Raw genomic sequence first — 24,512 nt, 5'->3', positions numbered from 1 at the left:
GCGCGGTCGTCGCGCGCGTCCACATGCCCGTCGCGGATCAGCGATACCAGCAGGGCCTGCCGGAACCGAGCGAACCGGAGGTGCTCCAGCGCCAGACTCCGGGCATGGGCCAGCTGCGCGTCCGGGCCGCCGCCTTGCGCGCACGCCTCCGCGGTGATCTCGATCGCCGCGTGCGCATCGCCCACCAGCTCCTGTACGGCATCGAGTATCCCGCGCTCGTGCTCCTCGTCGCCGAGATCGATCGCGGCGGGGTCGGCGGCGCCGGGGGTCGGTGTGGTGACACCCGGTGTGGCGGAGCGGGATCCGGTGTAGTGGCCGTCGGTGCGGAGGAAGTCGGCGTCGATCGCCGCCAGGGGATAGCCGTGCAGGCGTTGGTGTTCCGGGCTGGTGAACCGGCCGATCAGCGTGTGGATGGTCTTGGTGACGTCGGCACCGGTTCGGCCGTCGAGGTATCGGATGGTGCCGTTGTCGTTGATGACGTTGACGGTGTCGTCGCGGGCACCCCCGGAGGAACGGCGGCGGTAGGCGATGATGCCGCGGGCCAGGTGTCCGGCGTCGAGGAGTTGCTGTTCGAGGTCGGTCCAGCTGTCGACGTGCTGGAACGTGGTGTCGTAGTGGTCCTGGATGAATCGGCGGTCGTCACCGGGTGCCCGGCCGGTTTCCGGCGCGGCGACGACATCGGGTCGGCCGCTGAGCCGCAGATCGGCGGCGAGGGTGCATTCGGCGCCGTTGTCCCGGGTGCGTCGGGGGTTGATGCCGCGGATCCGCTCGAGCATCGGGTCGTCGGGTGCGGGTTCCACCGGGGTCGGTGACGGCGGCTGCGAGCCATCGGTCGTAGCCGATCGATCAGTGTCGCCGTCGAGAGACTGTGTCGCCTCGGTGTCGGGCAGCGGTTGCGCCGCGACATCGGTTGTCTCCGTGCCCCTCTCGTCGCCGGAGTCGAGACGGCCGAGTAGGTGGTCCGCCAGCTTCCGTGCCAGCACCCGGCCCTCGCTGCGCACCATGCCGAGCAGGTACCGGTCGACCACCCGGAGCATGTACTCATCGACCGTCCGGCTCCCGATCAGCGAATAGAGCCGGGCCGCAAGGAGTCTCGTGCGCAGGTACTCCGGGGACTCGCGGTCGAAACCACGGCAGCCGGGGAAGTGCAGCGCCGACCACAGATCGTTCTTGAGGTGCTGGTCCCAGAACTCGTACTCCCCGGGCGTGAGGACCTTGCGCATCCGGGCGCGGTCGCCGTCGAGCATGGGCCTGCCCGACATGTAGGACATGGTGCCCTCGGCGATCGCGAGCAGCTGCGGCAGTTCGTCGAGCGAGGTGTCGCGCGCGAACCGCTGGACCGGGCTGGCCCGATCGACAGCGGTATTGCTGGTGGGTCCCTCCGGTTCGTCCTCCGGCAGGGTCCGGAACTTCCAGACGGTGATGGTCTTATCGCCCTGAATCCGCTTCTCCTGCTTGAACAACAGCGGACCGGGATCCGAAATGCCCAGCAGCTGTTCGGCTTTCAAACCGGTCGCGACCATCAAGGCGAGCGTCAGGTAGATGGGGGAGCGCCGCAGCAGACGCTTCAGTTCGAAGACATCCTTCGCGGTGAGTTCTATGTTCCGCAGCTCCTCGAACCTGCCTTCGCGCAGCGCCCGGAGCCAGTCCCCGCGGTGGGCGACCCAATCCGCCCCGGAGGGTTCGGCGGCGCGGGGGATCGGCAGGTCCTCGAGGTAGGCGAACGGACGGTTGCCGTCCGCGTCGCGGTAGGTCAGCAGTTCGGCGATGAGCTGCTCGATCTCGGCGACCTCCGCCGGGGCGAAGGCGTCGTGCAGCGCCCGGGTCCGGGCGGCGCGCCGGCGTTCGGGATCCGCGACGAGCAACGACCTACCGGACGGGCGGTGGCCTGCGCGGGTGACCTCGGCGCCGCGGCCCGCGGTGATCAGGCCGATGCTGTCCAGCGACTCCGTCGGCTCCCGCGCCTCGGCATCGGCGTAGGAGTTGTAGCCCTGATGGACCTGCTTGCGCTTGCGGAACTCCGGTGTCTTCGGTGGCTCCGCGGTGCCCCGGACCGCCCCCCAGGACTCGCTGGCGGGATCCACTCCCAGACCGCGGTTGAGCAATCGCCCGCGCCCGTTCGGGGTGGTGGCGCCGAGCCAGGCGATGTAGTCGCGGGTCGCCGTCAGGACGTGGACATTGTCGGCTCCGATACCGAAGTCGGTGGCCCGGGTCATCGGGCCCGCGCCCGGGGAAGCCGTCAGCACCACCTGGTCGATCTCTCCGGCCAGCCGCGCGTCCCGGCCCGCGTAGCACACGGTGGTGGAGCCGTAGCTGTGCCCGAGCAGCGTGTGCAACCGCGGCGGCGCGATTCCCCGATGCGCGGCCAATGCCTCGCGAGTGGCGTTGTAGGACACCGTATCTCGCGCGACAACGTAGCCACCGACCTCGGCGAACCGGCGATAGGCGGGATCGAACGGGAGCACCGGCGCGGTACCCCGCAGCAGTTTGGTGGGGTGCTCGTAGCCGATATCGATGATGGCCGCGACGGTTTCGCCGGGTGCGTACCGCGAGGTCATTTCGTACTGGGGACCCGCGAACCTGTATCGGTACAGCAGCGACCGCAGCGTGGTCCCGAAGCCACCGACATGGCGGGTGATGTTCGTCGCCTCGTCGGCGTCACCGATGGCGACGGAGATCCGTCCGTTGCCGCCGTACTTCTGGGCGTCGTAGGCGAGCAGTTGCACCGGCGGCGAACCCAATTCCCTTACCCGGCGTGCTATTTCGGCCAGGTGGTCCCGGGTGGTCTCGAGGTTGCGCAGATGCGTCTGCTCCGCGGAGGTGAGCGGGCGATAGCCGAGGATCCGGCGCAGCCGGGTGAGCTGCCGGGTGATGGACCGCCGATTGGCGCGGTCGCGCACGGCGTACGGGATGCCGTCGGTATTGCCGATCAGCTCGGGATACAACGCCACCATCGCCGCCTGCTCCGCCGTCATCCCCACCCCGTCGACGAGGACCTCGTCGCCGGACAGCGAAAACCACCAGCCCGCATTCCTTTCGGCGCGGGCGCGGGCGGCGTCGACCACCTCATCCGGAGCCACCCGGTCGACCAGCGACCGGATCGTCGCGTGCTCCCCGAACCGTTGCCGCAGCGCGGCGATCGCCCTCGCCGCGTCCTGTCGCTCCTGCCGGGTGGGGTGCGGATCCGCCGGAAGGGTCGAGTCGGCATCGTCGAGATCGATTGCCACGGGGTCGATTCCGTTGCCGCCCGGTTGTTCCGCCCGGGGCGGCCCGGTGATCTCGCCGTCGCGCGGGGTCGCCGCGTCGGGGTCTTCGGGTGTGCCCTTGTAGAGGTCCTCGAGTTTTCCGGTGGCGGGGTCTTCGGTGAGGTCGGCTTTGAATATGCGTGTGACCGTGGTGAATCGGTTCCGGAATTCGTGTTCGGTCTGGACGCGGGGGATGCGCCGGATGCCGGGGCTCCTCTTGACCGTTCGCTTGTCTTCCTTACTGAGATGGGGATTGGCGGTGTGGTCGATGCCCGTATCGAAGAAGATGGCGGTGCCGTCGACGGCCGTGACGGCGAAGGCGTGCATGGTGGTGCCGTCGTCGACGAGAACGACGCTGACGTCGACGTTATTGCCGTCGTCCTTGACGGTGTCGATGATCTCCCGGAAAGGGTCGTCCTTGTCGGTGGGGTCCACCTCGGTCAGCCGGGCCCCGAGCACGTCGCGGAGTTTGCGCCAGTCGTTGTCGCGCTTGTCGTCGGCACGAGGCTGGAGGGTGAGAATTTCGGCCGTGCGGTCGAGGCACTCCTCGATGCGCCGATTCGTGAAGTACGCCAGGACGGCCGAGGCGGCCGCCGCGGCGCCGAAGATGCTCGCGTTCAGCCAGCCCGTTGCCGTCCCGCCGATCGTCGCCAGCAGATAACCGCCGAGCGCGCCGCCGACCATGCCGCTCGCGCTGTTCATGATGGCCGTGGTGGACATCGCGCCGCCGATGGCCTGCTCCGGCACCACATCCGCCTGGTACTCGAAGAACTTCTTGTTGTTGAGCATGACCGCCGAACCGACGGCGACGGAGGTGGGCAGGATGATCCAGGGGTTGGTCGTGGTGGCGTACGTGGTCATGAGCGACGCCCACGTCGCCATCGTTACCGGATGCATCCATTTCAGGCTGATCCATTCCTTGAACCGCTTGGGCGACAACGCGGCAAGCAGCACCCCGGTGCTTCCGCCCGCCATCAGCAGCCCGGTCGTGGTCGCCGAATAGCCGTTGGAGTTGATGAGATCCGCCATATGTACGCCCGAGGCCCATGCGCCGAAACCCCAAGGGATCAACAGCCCGACGTTGCCTCGTAGATAGGGGTCGCGCCACATCGCCCGGGCGCCGTCGAGCCGGCGGAGCGGTTGGTGCTGCTTCGACGGCGCCGGTGGGAGCTTGCCGAGCAGCTTCATATTCGCGGCATAGCTCGCGGCGTCGGCCCACAGCGGGACCACCGGCGCGATTCTTCCGAGCATGGGGAAAAGGAAGTTACCCACGGTCCCCGATGCTTGACGCTCCAGCAGCTGCAGCGTCATCGCGTTCTTCTTCTGCTCCTCCGTCTCGACCAGCTTCCGGCCGTAGACGGTGGTGGCGGTTCCTGCGATGGAGTCGGTGGCGGAGACGAGGACGGCCGTCGCGATGAGCGCCTCCAGCGCACCGGGGAGCCCGGCCAGGACCCAGCCGCCCGTGGCGGCGGTGGCGGTGAGTCCGATCCCCGAGGTGATGCGCAGCGTGCGGCGGTTGTCGTACTTGTCCGCGATCTGTCCCGCCTGGAGCTGTGCGAGGACCGCGGCCGCCTGGGTCGCGGACGACGTGAGGCCGGTCAATTGGGAGGAGTCGCTCATCTGGTTGACCAGCAACGGGATATAACTCGCCAGTCCGACGCTGCCGATCGTGGACAGGGTTGCGCCGGTGTACAGAGTGGCCAGCTCCTTGTTCTTGGGCCGGGCCTTGTTGCGAATCCATTCCAGGAAGGCGGGTTTGGGAAGGCCGGTGATTTCGCCGTCGCGCGGGGTCGGTGCGTCGGCATCTTCGGGTGTGTCCCTGTGCCGGTCCTCGAGCTTTCCGGTGGCGGGATCCTCGGTGAATTCGGCCTTGAAGATGCGCGTGAAATCGGTGAATCGGCTTCGGAATTCGTCGACGGCCTGGACGCGGGGGACGTGGGGACCGTTGTCGATGTTCGTGTCGAAGAAGATGACGGTGTCGCCGACCGCGGTGACGGTGAGGGCGTGCATGGTGGTGCCGTCGTCGACGAGGACCACGGTGGTGTGGTTGTCGCCGCTCTTGACGTCATCGATGATCTTCTGTACCGGGTCCGCTTCTCCGGTGACATCGATGAGCCGAGCCTTGATGTCCTCCTTGAGCTTTCGCCAGTCATTGCGGCGCCCGTCGTCGTGGTCGCGGGCTTCGAGCGTGATGATCTCGGCGGTCCGATCGAGGCATTCGTCGATGCGCCGCTCGGACCGCGCGCGAACCTTCGCCACCGCGCCGGAAGTCGGGCCGGGGGCGATTGGCGTTCCGGTGCTGTCGAAGAGAATGGCGCGCACGGCGGCGCCCGGTGACCGCTGTGGCGGTACGTGATTGGCCAGGAGCAGGCCCGATGCGGGGTCGCGTTGCTCGATGCGAATCCGTCCGTCCGGAGCGTCGCGGCGGACCAGCAAACAGGTGCGCTCGGTCACCCCGTCGCCGCGTGGCTGGACGACGAGCGCCGTCGTGCCGTCGCCGTGCCGACCAGGTGACCCGGTACGCAGCAGCTTGTCGACCTCGCCGATATCGGCGTAGGTGTGGGCCCGGCCTCCGGTCGCGGCGGCCAGCGTGTCAGCGGCGGTCCCCGCCCGAACCGGTTGCGCAGGCATCGTGATGTCGGCCCGGCCGGACAGCGACTGGAACTCTCGGACCAGCAGCCGAATCTGCCGGTCCTCCGGATCGGCGGCGGCCTGCCACCGCACCCACCGCGCCAGGATCTCCGCCGGTGACGACTCGTCGCGGGTCACCATGAGCCAGTGCAGAATCCGAGCCGGATGGGTCAGTGGCAGCGATGATTCGAGCGCACCCGCGGTGGCTCCTTCCACCAGGCCCTCGATCGGATCGATGGTCTCGGTTTCGGGCCTTCCGTCATAGAACGCGTAGCCGGGAAGCTGAGCCAGCCAAGCGGGGAAACTCAGGTCCTCCGGGAGGAGGCCGTGGGCGCGGTACAGCCGATAGGCCGCACGCAGGACCGCTGGAGCCTGGTCGTGCAGAATCCAGTTGCTGTTGCCCGCCACCGCGTGCAGGAACTCGTGGTGTGTGGTCTGGGAGACGATGTCCAGGTTCGACTCGGCGAAGAAATGGTTTTCGACGTGTTCCGCCCATCGCCGCCGCTGGTCCGGATCGGTGAAGATCCTGGTGCTGATCGTGATGGTCGCGTAATGGTCTCGGGAGTCGGCGGTGGTGCTGCCGAACGAATCTGTTCGGCCGAAGTCCTGGGGCACGTCGCGGAAGCCGATGGCCCGCAACGCGAAACGTCCGCCGTATTCGGCGATCAACGCTCGAAGTGTCCGGTCGACCGATTCGACCGCCGCCAGCGGTACGACCGGAATATCCCAGCCCAGCAGGCGAATGTGGTGATCGTCGTACAGCTTGCGCGCGATGCGTGCCTTGACCTCGAGTTCGCTCGTCGGCGGAGGTTCGGCGCTCGTGCCGTCCGGCTCGAGTGATCCCGGCTCATCGAATCGTGCCCAGACCTCGCCCCACTGTTCGACGCCCGACCGGGTGGCGGTGTCGAGCGGTGCCCGGACGTCGGCACCGATATGGTCGTGGCTGAACAAGGGTGCGTGCCAGACGAACGTCTCGAGAGTGGGGTTGCGCTCGGGCCGGTACTGATCGACCGCGAGCGCCACCTGCAGTGACCGGATCCCGGCCTGATGTGTCATCCGCAGTGTGAGCCGTGCCCGCATACCGTCCAAGGCAATATGCCCGTCCGTCTGGGAGACGTCGGCTCGCCGGAGGGCGTCGGTGTAGGCGGTCATGTATGCGACCGCGTTGCGCCCTGCGGCGCGCACGAGCTCGACCGCCGCGTCGATCTGGCCGGTGTCGCGCCAGCCTCGCCCGCGCATCATCTCGCCGACGGCAGTTGCGACGGCATCCACGTCCTCCTCGGTCCGCAGGCCGTCGGATGCGTAGAACGGATGGAAGTCGAGGGTCAGATCCGGATCCAGGTACCCGGCGGATGCGGGTAGGTCATGTATCGCGGCCGCGGCAGCCTCATCCGGGAACGTGCCCCACGGGGACTCCGGATGTTGCGCCGATTGATCGTCATGCACCCGCGGTGGGTTGCCCCATTCGCCCGGGGCTTGCGGTTCGTCGGTGCCGTCGAGGTCGATCGCGACGGGATTGCCGGTTCCCGGCTCGACGAGATAGGTGGTGTCGGCGACGTCGTGGCCGTTGAAGGTCGTGTTCGCCGAGTCGATCCGGATCGGAGCCAGCTTATTGCGCTCTTTGGCGAGGTGATCGAACAGCACGGGACGGTTCGTCGACGCGCCACCTCTGTTATCGATGACCACGGCGAGCCGACATCCGCGGGCGGTGGCGATCTCCTGTGCCCAGCCCATGAATTCTCGGTAGAAATCAGCGACGGAGACGTGGTTGATGTAGTTCTCGATGGGATTGAGACCGCGTACCAGCAGGATGGGTTCACCGGCCGCGCTGGTGGTCTCCAGGAGAAGACTCGCCCCGGCGAATGCGGTACGCATCGGGTCGTCGGGATTCCGGACCATGATGACGGCCGTCATATTGGGCATCGCCTCGGCTACAGACGAGTATTTTCCTGCCCAGCAGGCGCTGGCGATATTCCCGGAAAGTTCGAGCAGCGGTCCCCTGGTGGGAACGAACTGAAGCGGGGTGGTATCGCTCGATACTCCGACCCCCTGGGCGCGCAGTATCGCTTCCTCCAAAGCCATGACGCTGGTCATCCGCCGGAACCTGTTCGCGCCCTTGCGGTCCGAGAAGTAGCGGAAGAATACTTCCTGATTGGTGGTATGTTCGACAAAATCCCGGACGCGGCCCACGTCGTCCAAGGTGGGTACGTCGGGTCGAAGACTTTCGAACCTTTCGACCCACACCGGGTGTTGCTGCATCGCCCAGGCAAAGCATATGGTTCGGAGATCGTCGTGCAACTTGCCGACCTGCACCAGCCGTCGGAAATTCTCCTCGAAGTTCTCGAGTGATCGCAGCGCGGGGAACTGTTGCGAACCCGTGGCGTCCGGGGCGACGAGTTCCTTCAGCTCACGCACCCGCCGTTCCATGTTCCGACGTGCTTTGTCGTTCATGGGTGTACCGTCGGCCAGCGTGTCCGAAACGAGGTAGCGGTCCAATTCCTCGATATGGTCGATGATGCCGCGCCCGAGCTTGTCGAGTAGATGGGTGAACGGCCGCGGGACGCCGGTCAGGGCGGAGCGCGCGTCCTGCAGATTCTTCGCCAGCCTCTCGAATCGGGTCAGCAGGTCTTCCGTCCATTGTGATCCGGACCCACTGTCGCGCGATCGTAGCTTGGCGATCTCGACGACACCGCTGGGCCGATATTCCGCGGGGGCCGGTGCGATCCTGCCCTCCGCCGATGCCCGATCGTGGTAGTTGAGCAACTCGCGCAGGGACGCGAGGCTCTGGGATCCCCATTCGGACGAGTCATACCGGGTAACGGTGATCAGCAGCTGTCCGAGGAACTCCGACGACTGTACCTTCGCCAGACTCTCGGCGGAGATTCTCGCGCTTCTGACCTCGGTCACGAAAGCGCGTGCGATGTCTATCAGTTCAGGAATTACCGCGTCGCCGGTGCGTCGTAAACCGAGGATGATCCGTTCGGTTTCGGGAGCACTGTCCGATATCAGCGCACGGACGCATTTGGCAAATCCGGGCGTGACATCCCGCATGATCTCCAGCGAGGCACGAACCGTCGGCGGCCGCTTGGCGGAGGGCAGCTTGCCCACCGTCGCGATATAGCAGCCGAAGTCGGCACCGGGCGGGCCGTCGACATAGGTGTCCTCCACCGCTTGTAGCTGCTGTGGCGTGAATGTCACCCGGGCAAGTGCATCGTCCGGGATATGCGAGATCTGACCGGACCGCAGGAGTCTGTTCGCGAATTCCTGCCGGATGGCGTCGGGTGAAACGTCCTCGCGGGAAGCCAGGAACACCCACGCGACGTCCTTTCCGTTCACTCCGTCGCTGAAACAGCGGTCGAGGGTGTCGAGAAAACGCGGATCCACGTTTCCCGGCGGCAGCTCGGCAATCCGATGCAACTCTCGCTCGAGGCTGTCCGGGTCTGCAATCCGAAGAGGAAAGCCCGCGATGATGTAGGGCACGAAATCCGCATTGTCCTGTTGAATCTTACGCAACGCGGTTGCAATCGAGGGTTTCGCCAAGAGCTCGATCCCCTTGCTGATACCGGCGGCGCTCCAGTTCGGGTTACGCACCATTTCGTACAGCATCTCGGGTGCCAGGGGAGTCAGGATCGCGTCCTCGATATCGGCGTGGGCGGCGATACGGATCCGGAGCTGCTGCTGGTACAGCTTACTGTCGAGTCGGTCCTTGTCTCTGCTGGCGTCGTAGGCCTCGATCGTCACCTTCGACAGCTCGAACTCGTCGGTGAGGTCACGAAAGTAGCCGAGGATCGCTTCCTGCGTATCGGCCGGTCGTTCGGCCAGTTCATGGACCAGACGTGCGACGGTGTCCGTGCTCAAGGACAGACGGGAGCCGAGCCGGGCGAGTTCCTCTGTTGCGTCCGCCGGTGCGGGCACTCGGCCGACCGCCTCCAGCGCGGCGGATACCGAGGCTGTAAATCCCCTGGGCACACCGCGATTGGTCTGTCTGAGGCCCAACTCCTCCAGGGTCAGCCACTGGACGTCGTGGAGTTCGGTCCGGCCTACGACCCCGGTACCGAACCGCTCGGGCACCTCGACCACCGCGATCCCGGCTCGCGTGATCGTCGACGGTTCCGCGGCCTGCACGGTCAATTCGGCCGCCTCGCGCGGCGAGGGCAGCCGCCACAAGACCGGCCGACCCTTGTCGTCGGCCCCCCTGACCACCAGTATCCGCTCGACGCCCGCGCCATCGACGTGCCGAGACAGCACCTCGGCGACCGGTGGCGGTGCGAATTCGTCGTCGAGGTCGATGGCGACGGGATCGGGGCGGGGGCCCGACGACTGCGCGTCAGAGGTGGTGGGTTGCGGCGTCGGGTTCACGTCCGACGGTTCGATCGGCTCCACACCCGACTCGGTCACAACCACGATGCCGCGTCGCTGCTGCGTCCATCCGAGTTCGGCGGCGGCCGCTCGCACCCGGTCGGTCGTCTCGGGATTCACTCCGCCGCGTTCGTTGAGTACGCGATCGGCCTGCGCCTTGCTCACTGCCGCCCGAGCGGCGACGTCGGCGAGCGTTACCCGCCCGAGCTGTCCGCGGCTCAGCAGCCGCGACACCACTTCGGGTGGGAGTTCCGCGGCCAGCACATGCGCAATCCGATACAGCGCACCCTTGACGGTGCTCCGGCGCTTGCCGATCGCCTCCGCGACGTCGGCTTGCGAGATACCTTGCACCAGATACAGATCGGCGTATTCCCACTCGGTGCTAGAGAGCTGGGAGTAGCACGGCTCCAGCACCTGCGGGTAGTGCGCCGCGATCGCCTCGATCAGCAACAGCGCCGAGCCGTCGGTGAGCAGTACACCCGTGGACAGCAGCGTCGCCAGCCGTGGTGCGGCGGCCTGTCGCAACGCGGCGACGCGGGACGGGGAGAGCCCCAGCGCCTGCGCCTTCTCCTCGATGGTCAGCTCGTCGGAGTACACGAGGATGCCGCCGGCCTGCAGGTCCAGCGGGAGCTGTCCGATGCATGCCGCCAGCGCCTCCGGCGGCGCTGCCTGGATGACACGAAATGCCCTGCCGCGGCGGGGATAGTCGGCGGTGCCGTCGTGCACCGCCGGGACCGGCGATTTCTCATCGGGCTGATCGACGACGACGCCGGGACGTCTACTCGACCATCCGAGTCGCTCGGCCTCCGTCCGGATCCGCAGCTCCGTCTTCGGGTCGGCGTGGCCGCCGCCGAGCACGCGCCGCGCCGTCCCCTCGATCACTCCGGCCCGAGCGGCTATGTCCGCCAGCGTTACTCGGCGAAGTGCGCCCGCCCTCATGTAACGCCGCACCAGCGTGGACGGAAGCTCGGCCGCCAAGATATGGGCGATTCGCCGCAGTAGTTTGTTGACCGTCGTCTGCTGGATGCCTCGCGCGCTTGCTATGTCACTTGTCGAAAGACCCTGTGTCAGATACTGATCGGCATAGTGCTGCTGAAGTCGGGTGAGTCTGGGCAGGCACGCGGCCAGCGTCTGCGGGTCGTGGGCGTGGACTGCTTCCACGAGCAGAAGTTCCCAATTTTCCGACAGCAGTATCGCCGCCAGCAGGTCGGCGATGTCGTGCTGGCGTTGCTGCACCGAGTTGGAGGGGCGCCCCAGTCGCTCCGCGGTTCGGGGGATGGACAATCCCTCCAGGAGCAGCAGCGTCGCCACGTTCTGATCACCCTCGGAGAGGAATGGAATCAGGCGCTGCAATTGGTCCTTCGGCGTCGCGCGGACGAGTTGCAACGCCTTACCGCGTTGCTGGTACGGCACCCGCTCGTGATCTGTGCGCACCACGGGGACCGGCGAATTCGAGGTCTGCTCGTCGCCGTGGGCGACGATTCCGGGGCGCCCGCGCCGGACACCGAGGCGACGAGCGGATGCCTGTACCTGCTCGATCGTCTCGGGCCCGGCATCTCGATGACCGGCGAGAACGCGCTTCACGGTCGCAATGCTCACCCCGGTCTCCTGGGCGACATCCGCCTGGGTTGCCCGCCGCAGCGCGCCACCGCTCAGATACCGCTCCACCACCTCCGATGGCAGTGTGGCGGTCATTCGTCGCGCGATGCGTTGCAGCATGCGGCGAACCCGTTTCGGCTGCCAGCCCAGCGCCGCCGCGATCTCGGGCACGGTCCGGCCCTGCTCGAAGTACGACTCGAAACATATGCGTTCGTGCTCGGTGGTCGGCTTCGGGGCCGATTCCAGCAGATCTCGATCATGAGCCCAGACCGCTTCGGCCAGCAATATCGCCTCATCGGTTTGTCCGCTCGGGCGTCGCGTGGAGAGGCCGTTCGTCATCGAATCGGGCGGGGACAACGACATCGACACATTGCGTATCGCGTTGTGCAATCGGTTCCGGACCAGGTAGTGCTTGCGTCCGGTGGCGGCCGCTATGTCGGCCAGCGATTGCCCCATGAACCACCGGACGAAGTATTCGCACGGGCCAGGGTGCAGACGCCGCACGAAGGTGCCGAGCGCCTCGGGTCGTTCGCGCCGCGCCGCGCGAATCGTCGCGACGTCCGCGGCCAGGTCGTCGTCGACCGACGCGAGGGTCGCGCCGCCCGCTGCGAGTGCCGCCGCGAGTCCCTCGTTCCCGGCGGCGAGTGCCGCCAGCGCTGCGACCAGTGGACCGTGCTGTGGCATCTGCGCGGCGAATTTCCCACCGAGTTCCGTACGCGCACGGGCGATCAGGCGCTTCACATCGTGGGGGGTGGATCCCAGCTGCGCGGCTACCTCCTCCGCGGAATACCCCTCGACGGCGCTGAGCCAGAGCACGGTGCGCAAGTGCTCCGGCAGCGACTCGAATGCCAGCCCTATCGGGGTGTCCTCCGAGATCTCCGGCGCCGGATCGCCGCCGAGCTGGATCCTGTCGAGATTTGCCATATCGTCTGTGGGAACTTGCCGGTCGGCACGAGCGCTGGCCCTGTACGCCCTGTGGCGCACGGCTGTTCGCAGGTACGCGGCGAAGCTGCCCTGCACGCCACCTCGCCGGATGACGACGAGCAACGTGGCGAAAACGTCGGCCACCACGTCCTCGGCGGTGGATCGGTCACCGAGGATCTCGAGTGCGGTAGCGATCCCCAGCGGGTAGTACCGCTGATACAGCTCACCGAAGGCGTCGCGGTCGCCCGCACGGACAGCGGCGATCCGCTCCTGGTCCCACTCGCGTTCCCGGCGCCACCGCTCCGGGATGTCCGCCCTGTTCCGCTCGGGCTCGGCATGCGGTGCGGGCTTCTCGGCATCGCCGAACTGCTGTTGCCGCAATGCGGCCGCTCGCGTCCCATATGTTTCCAGGGCCGGGTCGCTGGCCGGTTGCAGCTTGCGAGTGACCTGCTGATCGAGCCATTCGACATGACCCGGGGAGCTGCCCAAGTCGGCGGCGATGGCCTTGAACGTCTTCCCCTCGACGAAATGCAGGCGGAAGAACACCGACTCTTCCTCGGCGAGCGTATCGGCCTTCCGCAGCAAGTCGACGCCCTTCACGGGCCCGAAGTGCTTGGCCCGCAACGCCGCTGCCTTGATCTCGGCGGCGGGTCGCGCGACGAGGCCCTCGCCGTGCATGTTGCGGCCGAGGGCGGTCTCCATTCCTCGGACCTGCTTCTCGGTGCGGCCCAGCGCATCAGCGATCCGTGGCAGCGTCCAGCCGCGGCGGAAGCGCAGCTCGTAATACCGGCGGTCATCGTCACCATCGAGCAGATCTCGAACCAGCACGTAGTCGAAGGCGGTGACGCGACTGCGATCGATCTCGTCCTGCGTCTTCGGTTGGGTCCGTGACGATCTGGCCGTTTCCGTGAGCGTCTGCAGCAGCTGCTCGGTCGCGGATTCATCCGAACTCACCGGCAAGGTCGGCGCCCCGGTGCGCGGATCCGTCCGCTGCGGATCGATTCCGAGCCAGAACCGGTTCTGCAGCCAAATGCGGTGTGCGCGCGGCAATTGCGTCCACCCGGCTTCGAACGCCGATATCGACAGCTCCGCGGCCATGGCGCAATCGAGGTCGGCTCCGGGCCCGTCGGCGTCACGAAGCACATCGAGAACGCCACCCCTGATTTCGTGAAAGAACCGCTGCCGGAACGCATCGTCTGCGACGGTGCGCAGCCACCGACCGACGTCCTCGCCCTCGGTATCGGGCCATCCGCGGCTGTCGGCGATCCGGAAGACCTCGCCGTTGATCTCCTCTGCCAGCTGCCCCAAGCGTTCACCGACCGAGTTCCGCGGCGAACCGGGCACTTTCAACCGCTGTTGCAGATAGCGGAGGAGATCGGCCTCGTGGGCGCTGCGTTGATCCGCGGCCGGAGGTGTCCCGCGGCGCAGTCCGGTGGATGTTCCGTCGTTCGACTCGTCGCCGAGGTCGATCGCGACGGGGCCTCCGTGATCCGTGGGCCGCCCGTCCGCAATCATGTCGCTCGTGACATCCAGCTTGGCGGCAATGCCCCCCGCGGAAGCGGCGGTGATCGCTGCGGCGAGCCTTCGGACGGCGTGCCACAGCACCGGGTCCTCGGTTTCGACATCGGCGGGTGCCGGAGGCTGCGTCGGTGCGTCGTGCTGCAGCGCCCACAGCTGATCGATCCTTCTCCGCTGATCCGGGGGGAGGGCCGTGTGGATGCACTCCTGTAGTTGCCGTCGGCCGGCTTCGGCCAGCGCCCGGCTCGCCGGTCCCTCGGCGTCGACATCCGCTGCGGCAGTGAAGATTTCCCAGATCCGCTGCCGGAACTGGACGAACATGCGGTGCTGGCCGAATAGTTGTCGTTGTTCGGCTATGGCGACGATGTCCGATCGATGGCCGTTGGTGCCGAGTTTGACGTGGATCCGTTCGACGCGGTAGCGCACGACGCCCTCGGAGACGCCGGTTGCCTGCGCGATCTTCCTGTCGGACAGGCCCTGTGCGAGCAGATCGACGATCGCGGTCTCGAGTTCGGTCAGTCCGCTGGGACCCAGCGATACCGTCCTCGGCCGTGTGCGTGTTTCCGATGCGGGAGCCAGCAGTTCCGCCAGTCGGCGGGCGGCCGCGGCTTCCCGACCTTCGCGAGTGTCGGGATCGGCGGCAATCCTGCGGGCCAGTTCGCGGGTGGCTTCCCGGAGTTCGTCGGATGCGGTGGCGGGAACCGGGGCAGGGCGGGCTTGCTGCGCACGGGTCGGCCGGAACCCCCGCAGTCGATTGCGATGGGCGTCCGCAAGGTCGTTCAGGTGGCGCCGCACCACGAAGGTGGGTGCGTCCACGATCCGACCCCGGTAGTCCGTGTCACGCGCCAGGAAATCCTGGATCCGGCGCCAGAATTCGGCGTGAATGTGGTGCTCGGCCACTACGTTTCGGCCGACGATGCCGAGGACCCACTCCTCGATACCGCGCGTGCCGATCTGTCCGAGGCGGGCGATGGCGGTCTCGCACACCTCGTCGGCGATCGTCTGCGCACTCTGTCCGTCCACGGCACGAGCCGCCAGGTGAAAGAGCTTGTTGCCGAACCGTTCACGAAGCAGATCGACCGCTCGGGCCCGATCGCCCTCGGCGATCCGCTCGTCGAGCAGTCGGCGGAATTGCTGCGAGTCGGGATCATCGAACTCGATGGCGACCGGGTCCGCGGCGGCCTTGGCGTCCGCCGCGTTACCGACCGCATGGCGGGCGCGGATTGCCGCATCCAGTTCGTTGCGGCCGCGGATGCCGAATTTCGTGTAGATCGACGCGGCCCGTGCCTTCACCGTCCACGGTGTCGTCCCGTGTTCCTGTGCGATGTCCTTATAGGAATTACCTCGGGTGAGATGGGAGAGCATCTCGAAGTCCTGGCGGGTCGCACCGATGCGTGTGAGTTCGAGCAGACCGGCGACGTTCAGATATGCGGCGCGTATATTGTCCGGGATCTCTTGCGGGACAATGTGTCCGAGGGCAGGCGTCTCGATGAGGCCACGAATCTCGGTGGCGATGGCCGATACGAGGGCCCGTGGGGCGTGGGGCATCGGTCCGTAGCGGACGTAGTCGGACAGCGACAGGCTCGCCGTGTGAATGCTGATGTGCGGTGTAGCCGGGACCTCGTGCAGAAAATCGGACAGTTCGCCCGCGGCGCGTAGCTGCTCGACGAGATCCGGGATCTGTTTCATGAAGGTGCCGTGGGCACGCCGCGCGTGCATCGGCGTGCAGATGACGAGAATGGACTGCGTGTGATGTCCGTGCTCCCACAGGAGTCGCGCGGACTTCGTCGCATTGCCTCGCGTATTCGGGGCATGCGGTTCTTCGAGAACTCTTTCCGAGTTCAACCCGAGCTGCTCCGCGGCGGCCCTGAAACTCTTTGCCTCGGAGTTTATTCCCAGTTCGTTCGCCACCGCCTCGAACCAGGTGTCCCCGATCTTGTTCCCTTCCCTCGCGAAACCGGAGAAGACCACCGGGCAAGTCCCGAGGTCGTTCTCGCCGAGGAAGTTGGCGGCGACGGCAGCCGTACCGATATCCGGGCTTCCCAGCACGATTACCGCGTCGTAGTGGCGGTCGCGCTGGTACGACCACGCCGGGTCGTGCCGGAGATAGTCCCAGATCTGGTTCAGGTCCGCCATCATCCGGTCGGTGTCGACCCCCAGGCCCCGAAGCTCCTGAAGCCACGCGTCGAACGCGGGAGCCGTAACGGGTTCCCGCGGGCCCGACCGCGGTACGAGGGCCTTTTCCGCGATGGTCGGTTCGGTTGCGGCCGCGGCATCGGCACGGATGCGGAGCTTGCGCCGGAGGCGCTGCTGACTCTGCCGCACGGCGTTTTCGGTCGTGCCGAGGCGCGTCGCGATCTCCGCCGCCGACAGGCCGGTCGACGACAGCGCGAGCACCTCGGTTTCGCGCTCGGTGAGCACATAGTTCTTCGGCGTCCCGTCGTGAGCGTTCGGCAGGCGTTCGCGGGTGGTGCGATCGGCATGCGGCGTAAACATTTCCGTGGGTACGGGCGTCGTCAGCGGGGCGGACATGGCCTGCGCCACGTCCTCCAGCCCGGTCCGGTCGTCGATCCCGAGTTTTTTGAGCAAGCGAGCGATCCGGAACCGCATGGCGTCGTTCGATATGCCGAGGCGCTGTGCCATACGCCGGTTCTCGTCATGAATATCCGGACCGCGTCCCGGGTCGCGGTTGCGGACGAATTCCGCGATCAGGGTCAGTACCTGGACCTCGCTCACCGTGAGGCCGGGGTGGATCGGCGCCGTGGGCGCCAGCCCCATTTCACCGGCCGCCGCAGACAATTCCGATCGGCCGGTGATGTGCAGCTTGTCGCAAATCCGGGACAGGAGCCGATCCACCCCGCCCTCCGAAATGCCCAGATGCGCGGCGATCTGCTGGGTTTCGGCCACCTGGGCGGCCAGGGCGACCGTCCGGATCTCCGTCTCGGTCAGCTCCGCATAACGCGTGAACGAGATGCCGATGATGCGCGCCGCATTCGTCAGGTCGGACAGCTTGTCGATGCCTACCCGAGCGCGTACCTCGGCGAGTGCCGCCCGTACATCGGACTCGGACAGGTTCAGCGCGTCGGCCGTTTCCGCTTCGTTGCGCCCCTCGGTGGCCAGCGCGAGGACCTTGCTCTGTACCTCTGTCAGCCCGCGACGGCAGTCGACCCTGCGGCCGGACGATCTGATCGCGGCGAGGTCGACCGCGGTCGCATCCAGCGCCTGCGCAGCCTGTGACAGGGCGGCTCGGCCGGGGACGTTGAGCTCGTCGTAGATATTCATCAGGCGTCTCGCGACGGCCTTGTCCGAGATCCCGAATACCTCGCCGATCTGCGGGTTGGTCTTGCCCGCCGCGGCGAGGCGGATGATGTCGCGCCAGTGCTCGGTCCGGGCCCGGTGGTGGACGAGGATCCGGTCGGCCAAGGCGTCGAACGCCGCCCAGGTGCGCGGTGCGGTGGTGCGCAGGTCGCCCGGTATCGGTTGTGCGGCACCGTCATCGCCGGTCGGCGTCGAGAAGCGCTCGAGTTCTCGCCGATCGTCGGCGGTGAGGCTGCCGATGCTGAATTCGATGTCTCGCGGGTGCGCCGCGGACAGTGCCCGGGCGAGTGCGGAGGTCTCCGAGATGCCGCGGTTGTCGAGGAACGCCTGCAGGACGCGCTGTCGGAACCCGGAGTAGGTGTCGTACTCGGCGCGGACGTCGGACGCAACGAGGGTGAGCCACTCATCGATACCGTGGTCGCCGATTTCGGTCCAGCGGTCGGCCGCCGCGGCGCAGACCTCAGCGGTGAACTCGTGCGCCGCAGGCTGATTGGGCGCATGCGCCCGCACCCAGGCGTCGACCGTCGCACCATGGTGCTCCCGGAGGAGTTCGGCCGCGCGGGCCCGGCGCCCCCGGCCGACCTGCTGCCCGATCTCCCGCCGGAGCCGGGTATCGGTCGGCGGATGCTGCACCGGGCCGAACCGGTCGGCCATGGACCGGTGCATGGCCCCGATGTCGTCTCCCATCGACACCCCGAGCATTTCCAGGCCACGCACGAATTCGTAGGTCGTGTGGTGGTAGGGGAGCATGAAGGGGATCAACGCGGCGATGAAGTCGTGCTCGGATACCTCGGGCGGGCGCAGCCAGCGGAAGCGGGCGAGCATGCGCGTGGCGGTGCCGGAAATCCCCGAGTTCACGGGGATTTCCTGCTCCGCGAGTTCGTGTATGTAGTCGTTGTCGAGGTCCGGATCGACGTAGACGAATCCCGGCTGCCACGGTAGCTGGACGACGTATTCGGAATGGTCGAGACGGTATGCCTCCTCCGGGGACACGAGACCCTCGTTGCGGAAGACCTCGATCGATCGGACGCGGCAGCGGCCCTCGTCGTCGAACGTCCGATGACCGCGTGCGTCGAGCATGTACGTGGGTGCCACATACTCGATCTCGGGGTCGCGTTCTTGCAGCAGTGCCGTCAGGCGGGCGGTATCGATGCGGCCGTCGGCGAGGTAGTGGCGCGGCACATCGGAGTCGAGTTCGCTGACCCGCAACACCTTTCGCTCGGGCAGCGCCGCGTATTCGCGCAGCGACAGCGGCATCCCCAGCGCTGCGAGATGCCCCGAGGTGGGTGTGAGCCGCGGCTCCGCTCCGACGCGGTCGGGGAATGCCCGCGTGCGCCGCTGATATTCGGCGAAGGCCGCAGTGGCCCGTTCTCCGTCGGTTCGCACGTATCGGACAGGGTTGAGGTCGGCCCAGGTGATCGGCTCGCCCGGTTGTTTGTCCTCGAGAATTGCCGTCCGAACCTTCTCCAAGTAGTCGAAGTCCAGGCCCAGCTCGTCTGCCTGACGCCGTCGAGATTCCTTGTCGCGGTTCATGTATCGGGCGATTCCCTGGTCCAGCGAGGGACCGAACACCGCATCGCCCAGCTCGGCGTGGCGGATCATCGCGTTGAGGACGGCCGACATCAGCTCGCGCGGATTCCCGTCCCGCTTCAGCTCCTCCAGCGGCACCGACGGCAGCACCATGCCGCCCCATCGGGGTCGCGCGGAGGCGTCGAACGCCGCACGGATCTGGTCGTCGGTCGCCTCCGGGCACAGGCCCCTGATCACCTTCTCCAGCCGGTCCAGCATCGCCACCGCGGTGGCCTTGACCTCCGGCTTGTCGTAGAGATACCGGGCCAGCTCGGACTCCTGGACGCGGTACAGGAGCGCGTTGCGTCGTGCGGGCTGCAAACGGAGCGAATCGGCCGGACCGGGCTCTTCCGAATCGAGGTCGATGGCAACGGGGTCGACCGGACGCTGCTCCCCGCCGAGGCTGTTGTTCACCTCCGCCACGTAGGCCGCCAGTTCCCGGCAGCTGTCGCAGGTTCCCAGATGTGTGGCGACCTTCTTCTCGGCGCGTGGGCGGAGGCCGCGGCGTGCCCAGGCACCGAGGTTGTCCACCGTGTGCCTGCAGGCGGGATCGGTCGCCTCCTTCAGGTGCAGCTGCAGGTATTCCTGGCGAAGCTTCTCGCGGGCCCGGAATGCGGAGGCGCCGATCGCGTTCGCATTCGTCTGCGGTGGTGGCGCATCCGGATCGCGAAGGGTGCGGTGGCGCAACGCATCACGCATGTTGTCGGTCAAGCGCTCGAAAGCCTGTGCCGCCATGTCGGCTTCCAACGCCTGCTCGGGAATATCGATGAACGGCTCGCCCTGGTCGTACCCGGTCCAGTCGTCCACCAGTTCCAGTCGTCTGCGGTGTGCGGCTGCGTGCTGGGCAGCCCGGTGGACGGCGACGTGGATGTAGTTCCGGAACGATTCGCGTGGCCCCTCGCCGTTCGCGATGGCGGCCGCCGTCCTCGTAAACGCTTCGGCCACAACATCGTCCACCTCGTCCCGCGACCGGAGGATCCGATAGGCGACGTTGCGGGCTCGGTCGACGTAGTGTTCGTACAGCGTTCCGAACGCCGTCATATCGCCGGCACGCATCGCTTCGAGAAGTTCGTTGTCTCGAGCATCGACCGCGGCCATGCGGTCCCCGGAACGCTGCTCCGGAACCGAATTACCGGACTGCGCGCGCGATTCGGCGGTCGTCGACGGCGCGACGCGAGGCTCCGGTACCCGGTTCGTACGCTCCGGATCCCGGCTGTCCTCGGCTGCGCCGTCCCCGTGCCGGAGCACGATCGCGGTGACCACGATCCCGCCGTCCACCAGGTAACTGCCTTCGAACGTCGTCGAGGCGGATTCGGGCACGGCCCGATCCCCGACCGGCAGTCGCGCCTCGAACGAGCCGCTCACGACATCGGTCTCGGGATGAAGGATGATCTCGATGCGGTTGTGCCGGAGCAGGTGTCCCGTCAGCTCCGAATGCAGGGCCAGCACGGTGTCTTTGGCCGAGACGAGTACTTGATCCCAGTGCACGGTGGCGTTGTCGAACCCGAGGTTGCGGAGCCGGAAGCGTTCCTCCGGCTGCGTCATATTGCGCATCAGGTCCAGTCGGACCGCCACATGTTCCTTGGCATCGAGGACGATCGCCCGGAAGGTACCCGCCTCGGCGACGGCGACGCCGGTGTAGTCGCCCACCTGCGCCGATGCGATGACGGTCGCCGTAGTGAGCTGAGGTCGGCCGTCGGCTCCGATCGGGATCGACCCATCCGCCATGCCCAGCCCCTGCAGTGCCTTCTCGGTACAACGCCACAGGTCCAGTACCGCGCTGCCGGTGGTTTCGGCGATCTGCACCTCGGCGGGCAGCAGGCGACGGAGGATGCGCACGCCCGTCTCGGTCGGTGCGTCGGCGTCGTCGTGAGCAATGGTTCGCTGCCCGAACCGCCGCCCTCGCGCCTCGACCTCCGGCAACGCCTGCTTGTCAGGGGTCGGCCGGGCGCTGGGCGTCGTCGTCCGGCCCGCACTCCACGGGGTGACACCTGAGCCCGGGTTGTGCTCGCTCGAGTCGCCGGTGGGCCCGGTCTCCTCAGGGCCGAGGTCGATGGCGACGGGGTCGGATGTGGAACCAGTTGTGGTGCCGGATGTTTCGGGCGCCGACCCGATGTTCCTCCAGGGTGTCGGAGCGCTCGGTACGGGGTTCGGGGACTCCGCCGTGCCGCTCGACGGCGCGGCTCGCACGGGGCGATCCCACGGGGTGGCGCCGGACATTGCGGTGCGCCGCGGGTCGGGGATGCTCGGATTGCTGTCGGGAGACGTTGTGATGCTGCGGTTTTCGGTGTCGGGTGAGGTCCTGACGGGACGAATCAAGGCGGCGGTGATGTTGTCGGTTTCCCGATGGTCCTTGGCGTACTGGATGATTCCGTTCGAGGCTCGCAGCAGGTCGCCCTCGGACTGTGCCAATTGCTGCCGGAGGCAGGCGGCGAACGCGCCGGGGCCGTCGTGGACGTTGAAGGCACCGTCGGAGCCCATCGCCACAATCCAAGTGCCGCCGAGGTTTTCACGGACGATGAGTTCCGGCTCGCGCCATTCGAGGGCCCGACCGAGGGCGCGCACGGGACCTGCCTGCTTCCGCAATGCCTTCAGCTCGCCCGGAGTGATATCCGGGTACTTCCTCAGCATTTCTCTGACGGCGGGCTCCTCCTCGTACAGGCGTTCGGAGTAATCGCTGTCGAGATGAACCAGATGCGCCTCGGAGTCGCCGATCGACGCGCTGACCACCTTGCTCGGGGTCACCAGCGCGAGCACGATCGTGCACTCGGGGGGATATTGGGCGTCGGCGTACTTCTCCGCGACCAATGCCAGGACTGCCTGATAGGCGGCGCGGACGGCGCGTCGGACCGTATCCTCCGGGTCCGGCCGACCTCCCCGGTTCACCCGGGCCGCCTCCTGGGCCAGGACGGCGCACGCCGCCGTGACGGCTACCTCGGAGGCCTCGTCGCTGTGGTCCTGGCTGGAAACCCCGTCGGCCACCGCCGCCAGGGTCCACTGTTCGCCGTCGACCTGCGCGGTCTCGATCGCCAGGAAGTCCTCATTGACCTTGTGCCGTTGACCGGGCTGTCCGCCGATATCGGTGATGCCCGCGGCGCCGTCCCGCTCGACGGGGTGATGGTGACGCCAAGTGGCAGAGTCGGTTTCGCTCGGTTCGGGCTCGCGGTCGGCCGGGTGGACCAGTTCGATCAGGTCGCTGTGGTCGATCGTGTCGAGCAGGGCCGGGATGGCGTTGCGGGCTTCCGTCAGCGCCGGTAGCCATTCCCGAAGGGCGTTGTAGTGCTGCACCAGGTTTCGGAGTCGCTGCTGTGTGACCGAGGTAGTCGGCTGGGTCATCAGCTGCAGCAGATCATCGACCAGGGCGAGCATCCGGCGGCGCTTCCGGAGACGTTGCCGGTCGGCGGCCTCCACCGCGACAGATCGCGGATCAACCTGTGCCGCAGTGTATTCGGCCAGTACGGCCGCTCGCATACGCTGTACCGCGTCCCGGTCGATCTGGCGCAGTAGATTCCAGTCGTCGGCAGTCGCCGCGACGGCCGTATCTCCCGCGGTCGGTTGAGCGTGGAGGTACCGAATGCGCTGGTCCGCAACGCGGAAGCGCGCGGCGGCCTGCTGCGCCTGCGTTCTGGAGGGCAGCGGCGGGTCGGCGCCGTCGGAATCGTCGAGGTCGATCGCGACGGTGTCGGGACCCCGATCGGTCTGCGCGGCCCCGGAAGGGGGTGCCGCCGGGCTTCGAGGTTCGCCCAGCATCGATGCGATCTCGCGCACCGCGCGATCGGCCATGGCGTAGCTCTCGGTGGCTTGCGCCGCCCGGCGCTCTCGCTCGGCCGCGGCCGCGCGGGCCGCGGCGGCCAGGTCGCGAGACTCGGTGGCGGTCAACAGCTCTGAGACCGCGCGGAAGTGATCGATCAGAAATGCGAGACGTTCCGGGCCCATCGGGACGGCATCCGGTTGCTCCGCGAAGGCCAGCAGTTCCTCCAGCCGGTCCGACCTGTCCCGTAGCGCGTCATAGCGGCGCGTGGCCGCGGTGAACAGTTGCCGATCGTTCGTACTTTCCGGATCGGCCGCTTCGCTCGCGGTCGCCATCTCCGCGAAGACCGCCTCGGCCACGCTGCGCAGTCGTTCCGTTTCCCCGGGACGAAGATGGTCCGCGGGCCACATCCGGCCGGGTGTATCCGGGCGCGCAGGTACGGGCCGCTCCGCAACGTCCGCGACCGCGGCGAGGGCCACCCCCAGGCGAATCTCCGCGGATCCCTGCCGAGCCCGCAGGGCATCCGCCGTCCCTTCGCTGCGCCCCTGCTCGTGCGCGGTGGTCGCCTCCGCGACTTCGTCCGCCCAGGCCAGCCACGCCGAAACCGTGTGCGCGAACTGCTCCAGCAACCGTAGCCGGTCCGCGGAGATCCGCGTATCCGCCTGGTGGCGGGCGGCTTTCAGCTCATCGATCAGAGCTGGTGCGTGCCTTAGGGCTTGAAAATCCGAAACCGCCCCAGCGGCAGCCAGTCTCGCGGCAACCGCATCCCGCAGCACCCGCAGGTCCTCGGAGCCAAGGGATCCCGTGCCGTCTCGGTCGGAATCGAGGTCGATGGCGACGGTATCGGGACCGCCGGGGGAGTCGGAGTCCTGTTCGAGCTGGGCCAGGTGCGTCGTGATCGTCGTGCACCAATCTCCGTGGCCGAGTCGCCGGAATTCGGGGGCCATGCCCTCGACCCGCCGCCGGAGTGCGGTGATTTGTGATCGCGGGGTCTCCGGGGGAACCCAGGCCGCCGCGCGCTCGAGTTCCCGGGTGAAGCGCTGTTGCCATTCCTCGAAGGTTTCGGTGGAATCCGATTCGGCAGCCGCCCGAGTGTCCGGTGTGAGACTCCGGGTGCCGCGCTTCAGTGCCGCGGCGACCGTGTTCGCCAGCTCTCGTTCGCTCCCCGCGGACCAGCCGTCGAAGACTCGTGACACGACCACGCCGGGTTGTTCGCTCGGGTACAGCGGTTGAGCGATCTCGAACCCACCGTGGCCGTTCGGCGCCATCCAGATATCGATGGTGATGCCACCGATTTCGATCGACCGCCTGGATTCTGCGCGCGGCCGGTCCCGCAGGGGCTGATGCCAGAAACTGTTGAAGGTGAACTGACGGTCGACCAGTCGCCGCGCAACCTCGCGAGCGCTGAACGGCTCGGCGGCCACGGTGGCGATGTCGCGGCTGACCTCGCGCACGACGTCCTCGGCCGGACCGCGTGTCGATCGCTTCCCCTGAGCGTTCAGCCGTGCTGCGAGATCGGCAAGGGTGGTTTCCGAGTTGATCGGACCGATCGGCGCGAGCCACTGCCCGAAACCCGTTGCCTCGGGCAGTAATTCTTG

The 24,512-nt window shown here is 67.3% G+C and carries 1 protein-coding gene (running past both ends of the window); it reads right to left on the bottom strand.

This entire window lies inside a single protein-coding gene on the bottom strand: locus QH290_RS25545, encoding an MFS transporter (protein ID WP_280385647.1). The 51,279-nt coding sequence extends 10,735 nt beyond the window's left edge and 16,032 nt beyond its right edge, so the window shows coding positions 16,033-40,544, spanning codon 5,345 (complete) through codon 13,515 (partial); reading right to left, the first codon wholly in view occupies nucleotides 24,510-24,512. Both the start codon and the stop codon lie outside the window.

Source organism: Nocardia wallacei (genome assembly GCF_029869545.1).
GTDB lineage: Bacteria > Actinomycetota > Actinomycetes > Mycobacteriales > Mycobacteriaceae > Nocardia > Nocardia wallacei_A.
The sequence above is the reverse complement of the archived record's forward strand: the minus strand, read 5'-3'. Positions and strand labels throughout refer to the sequence as shown.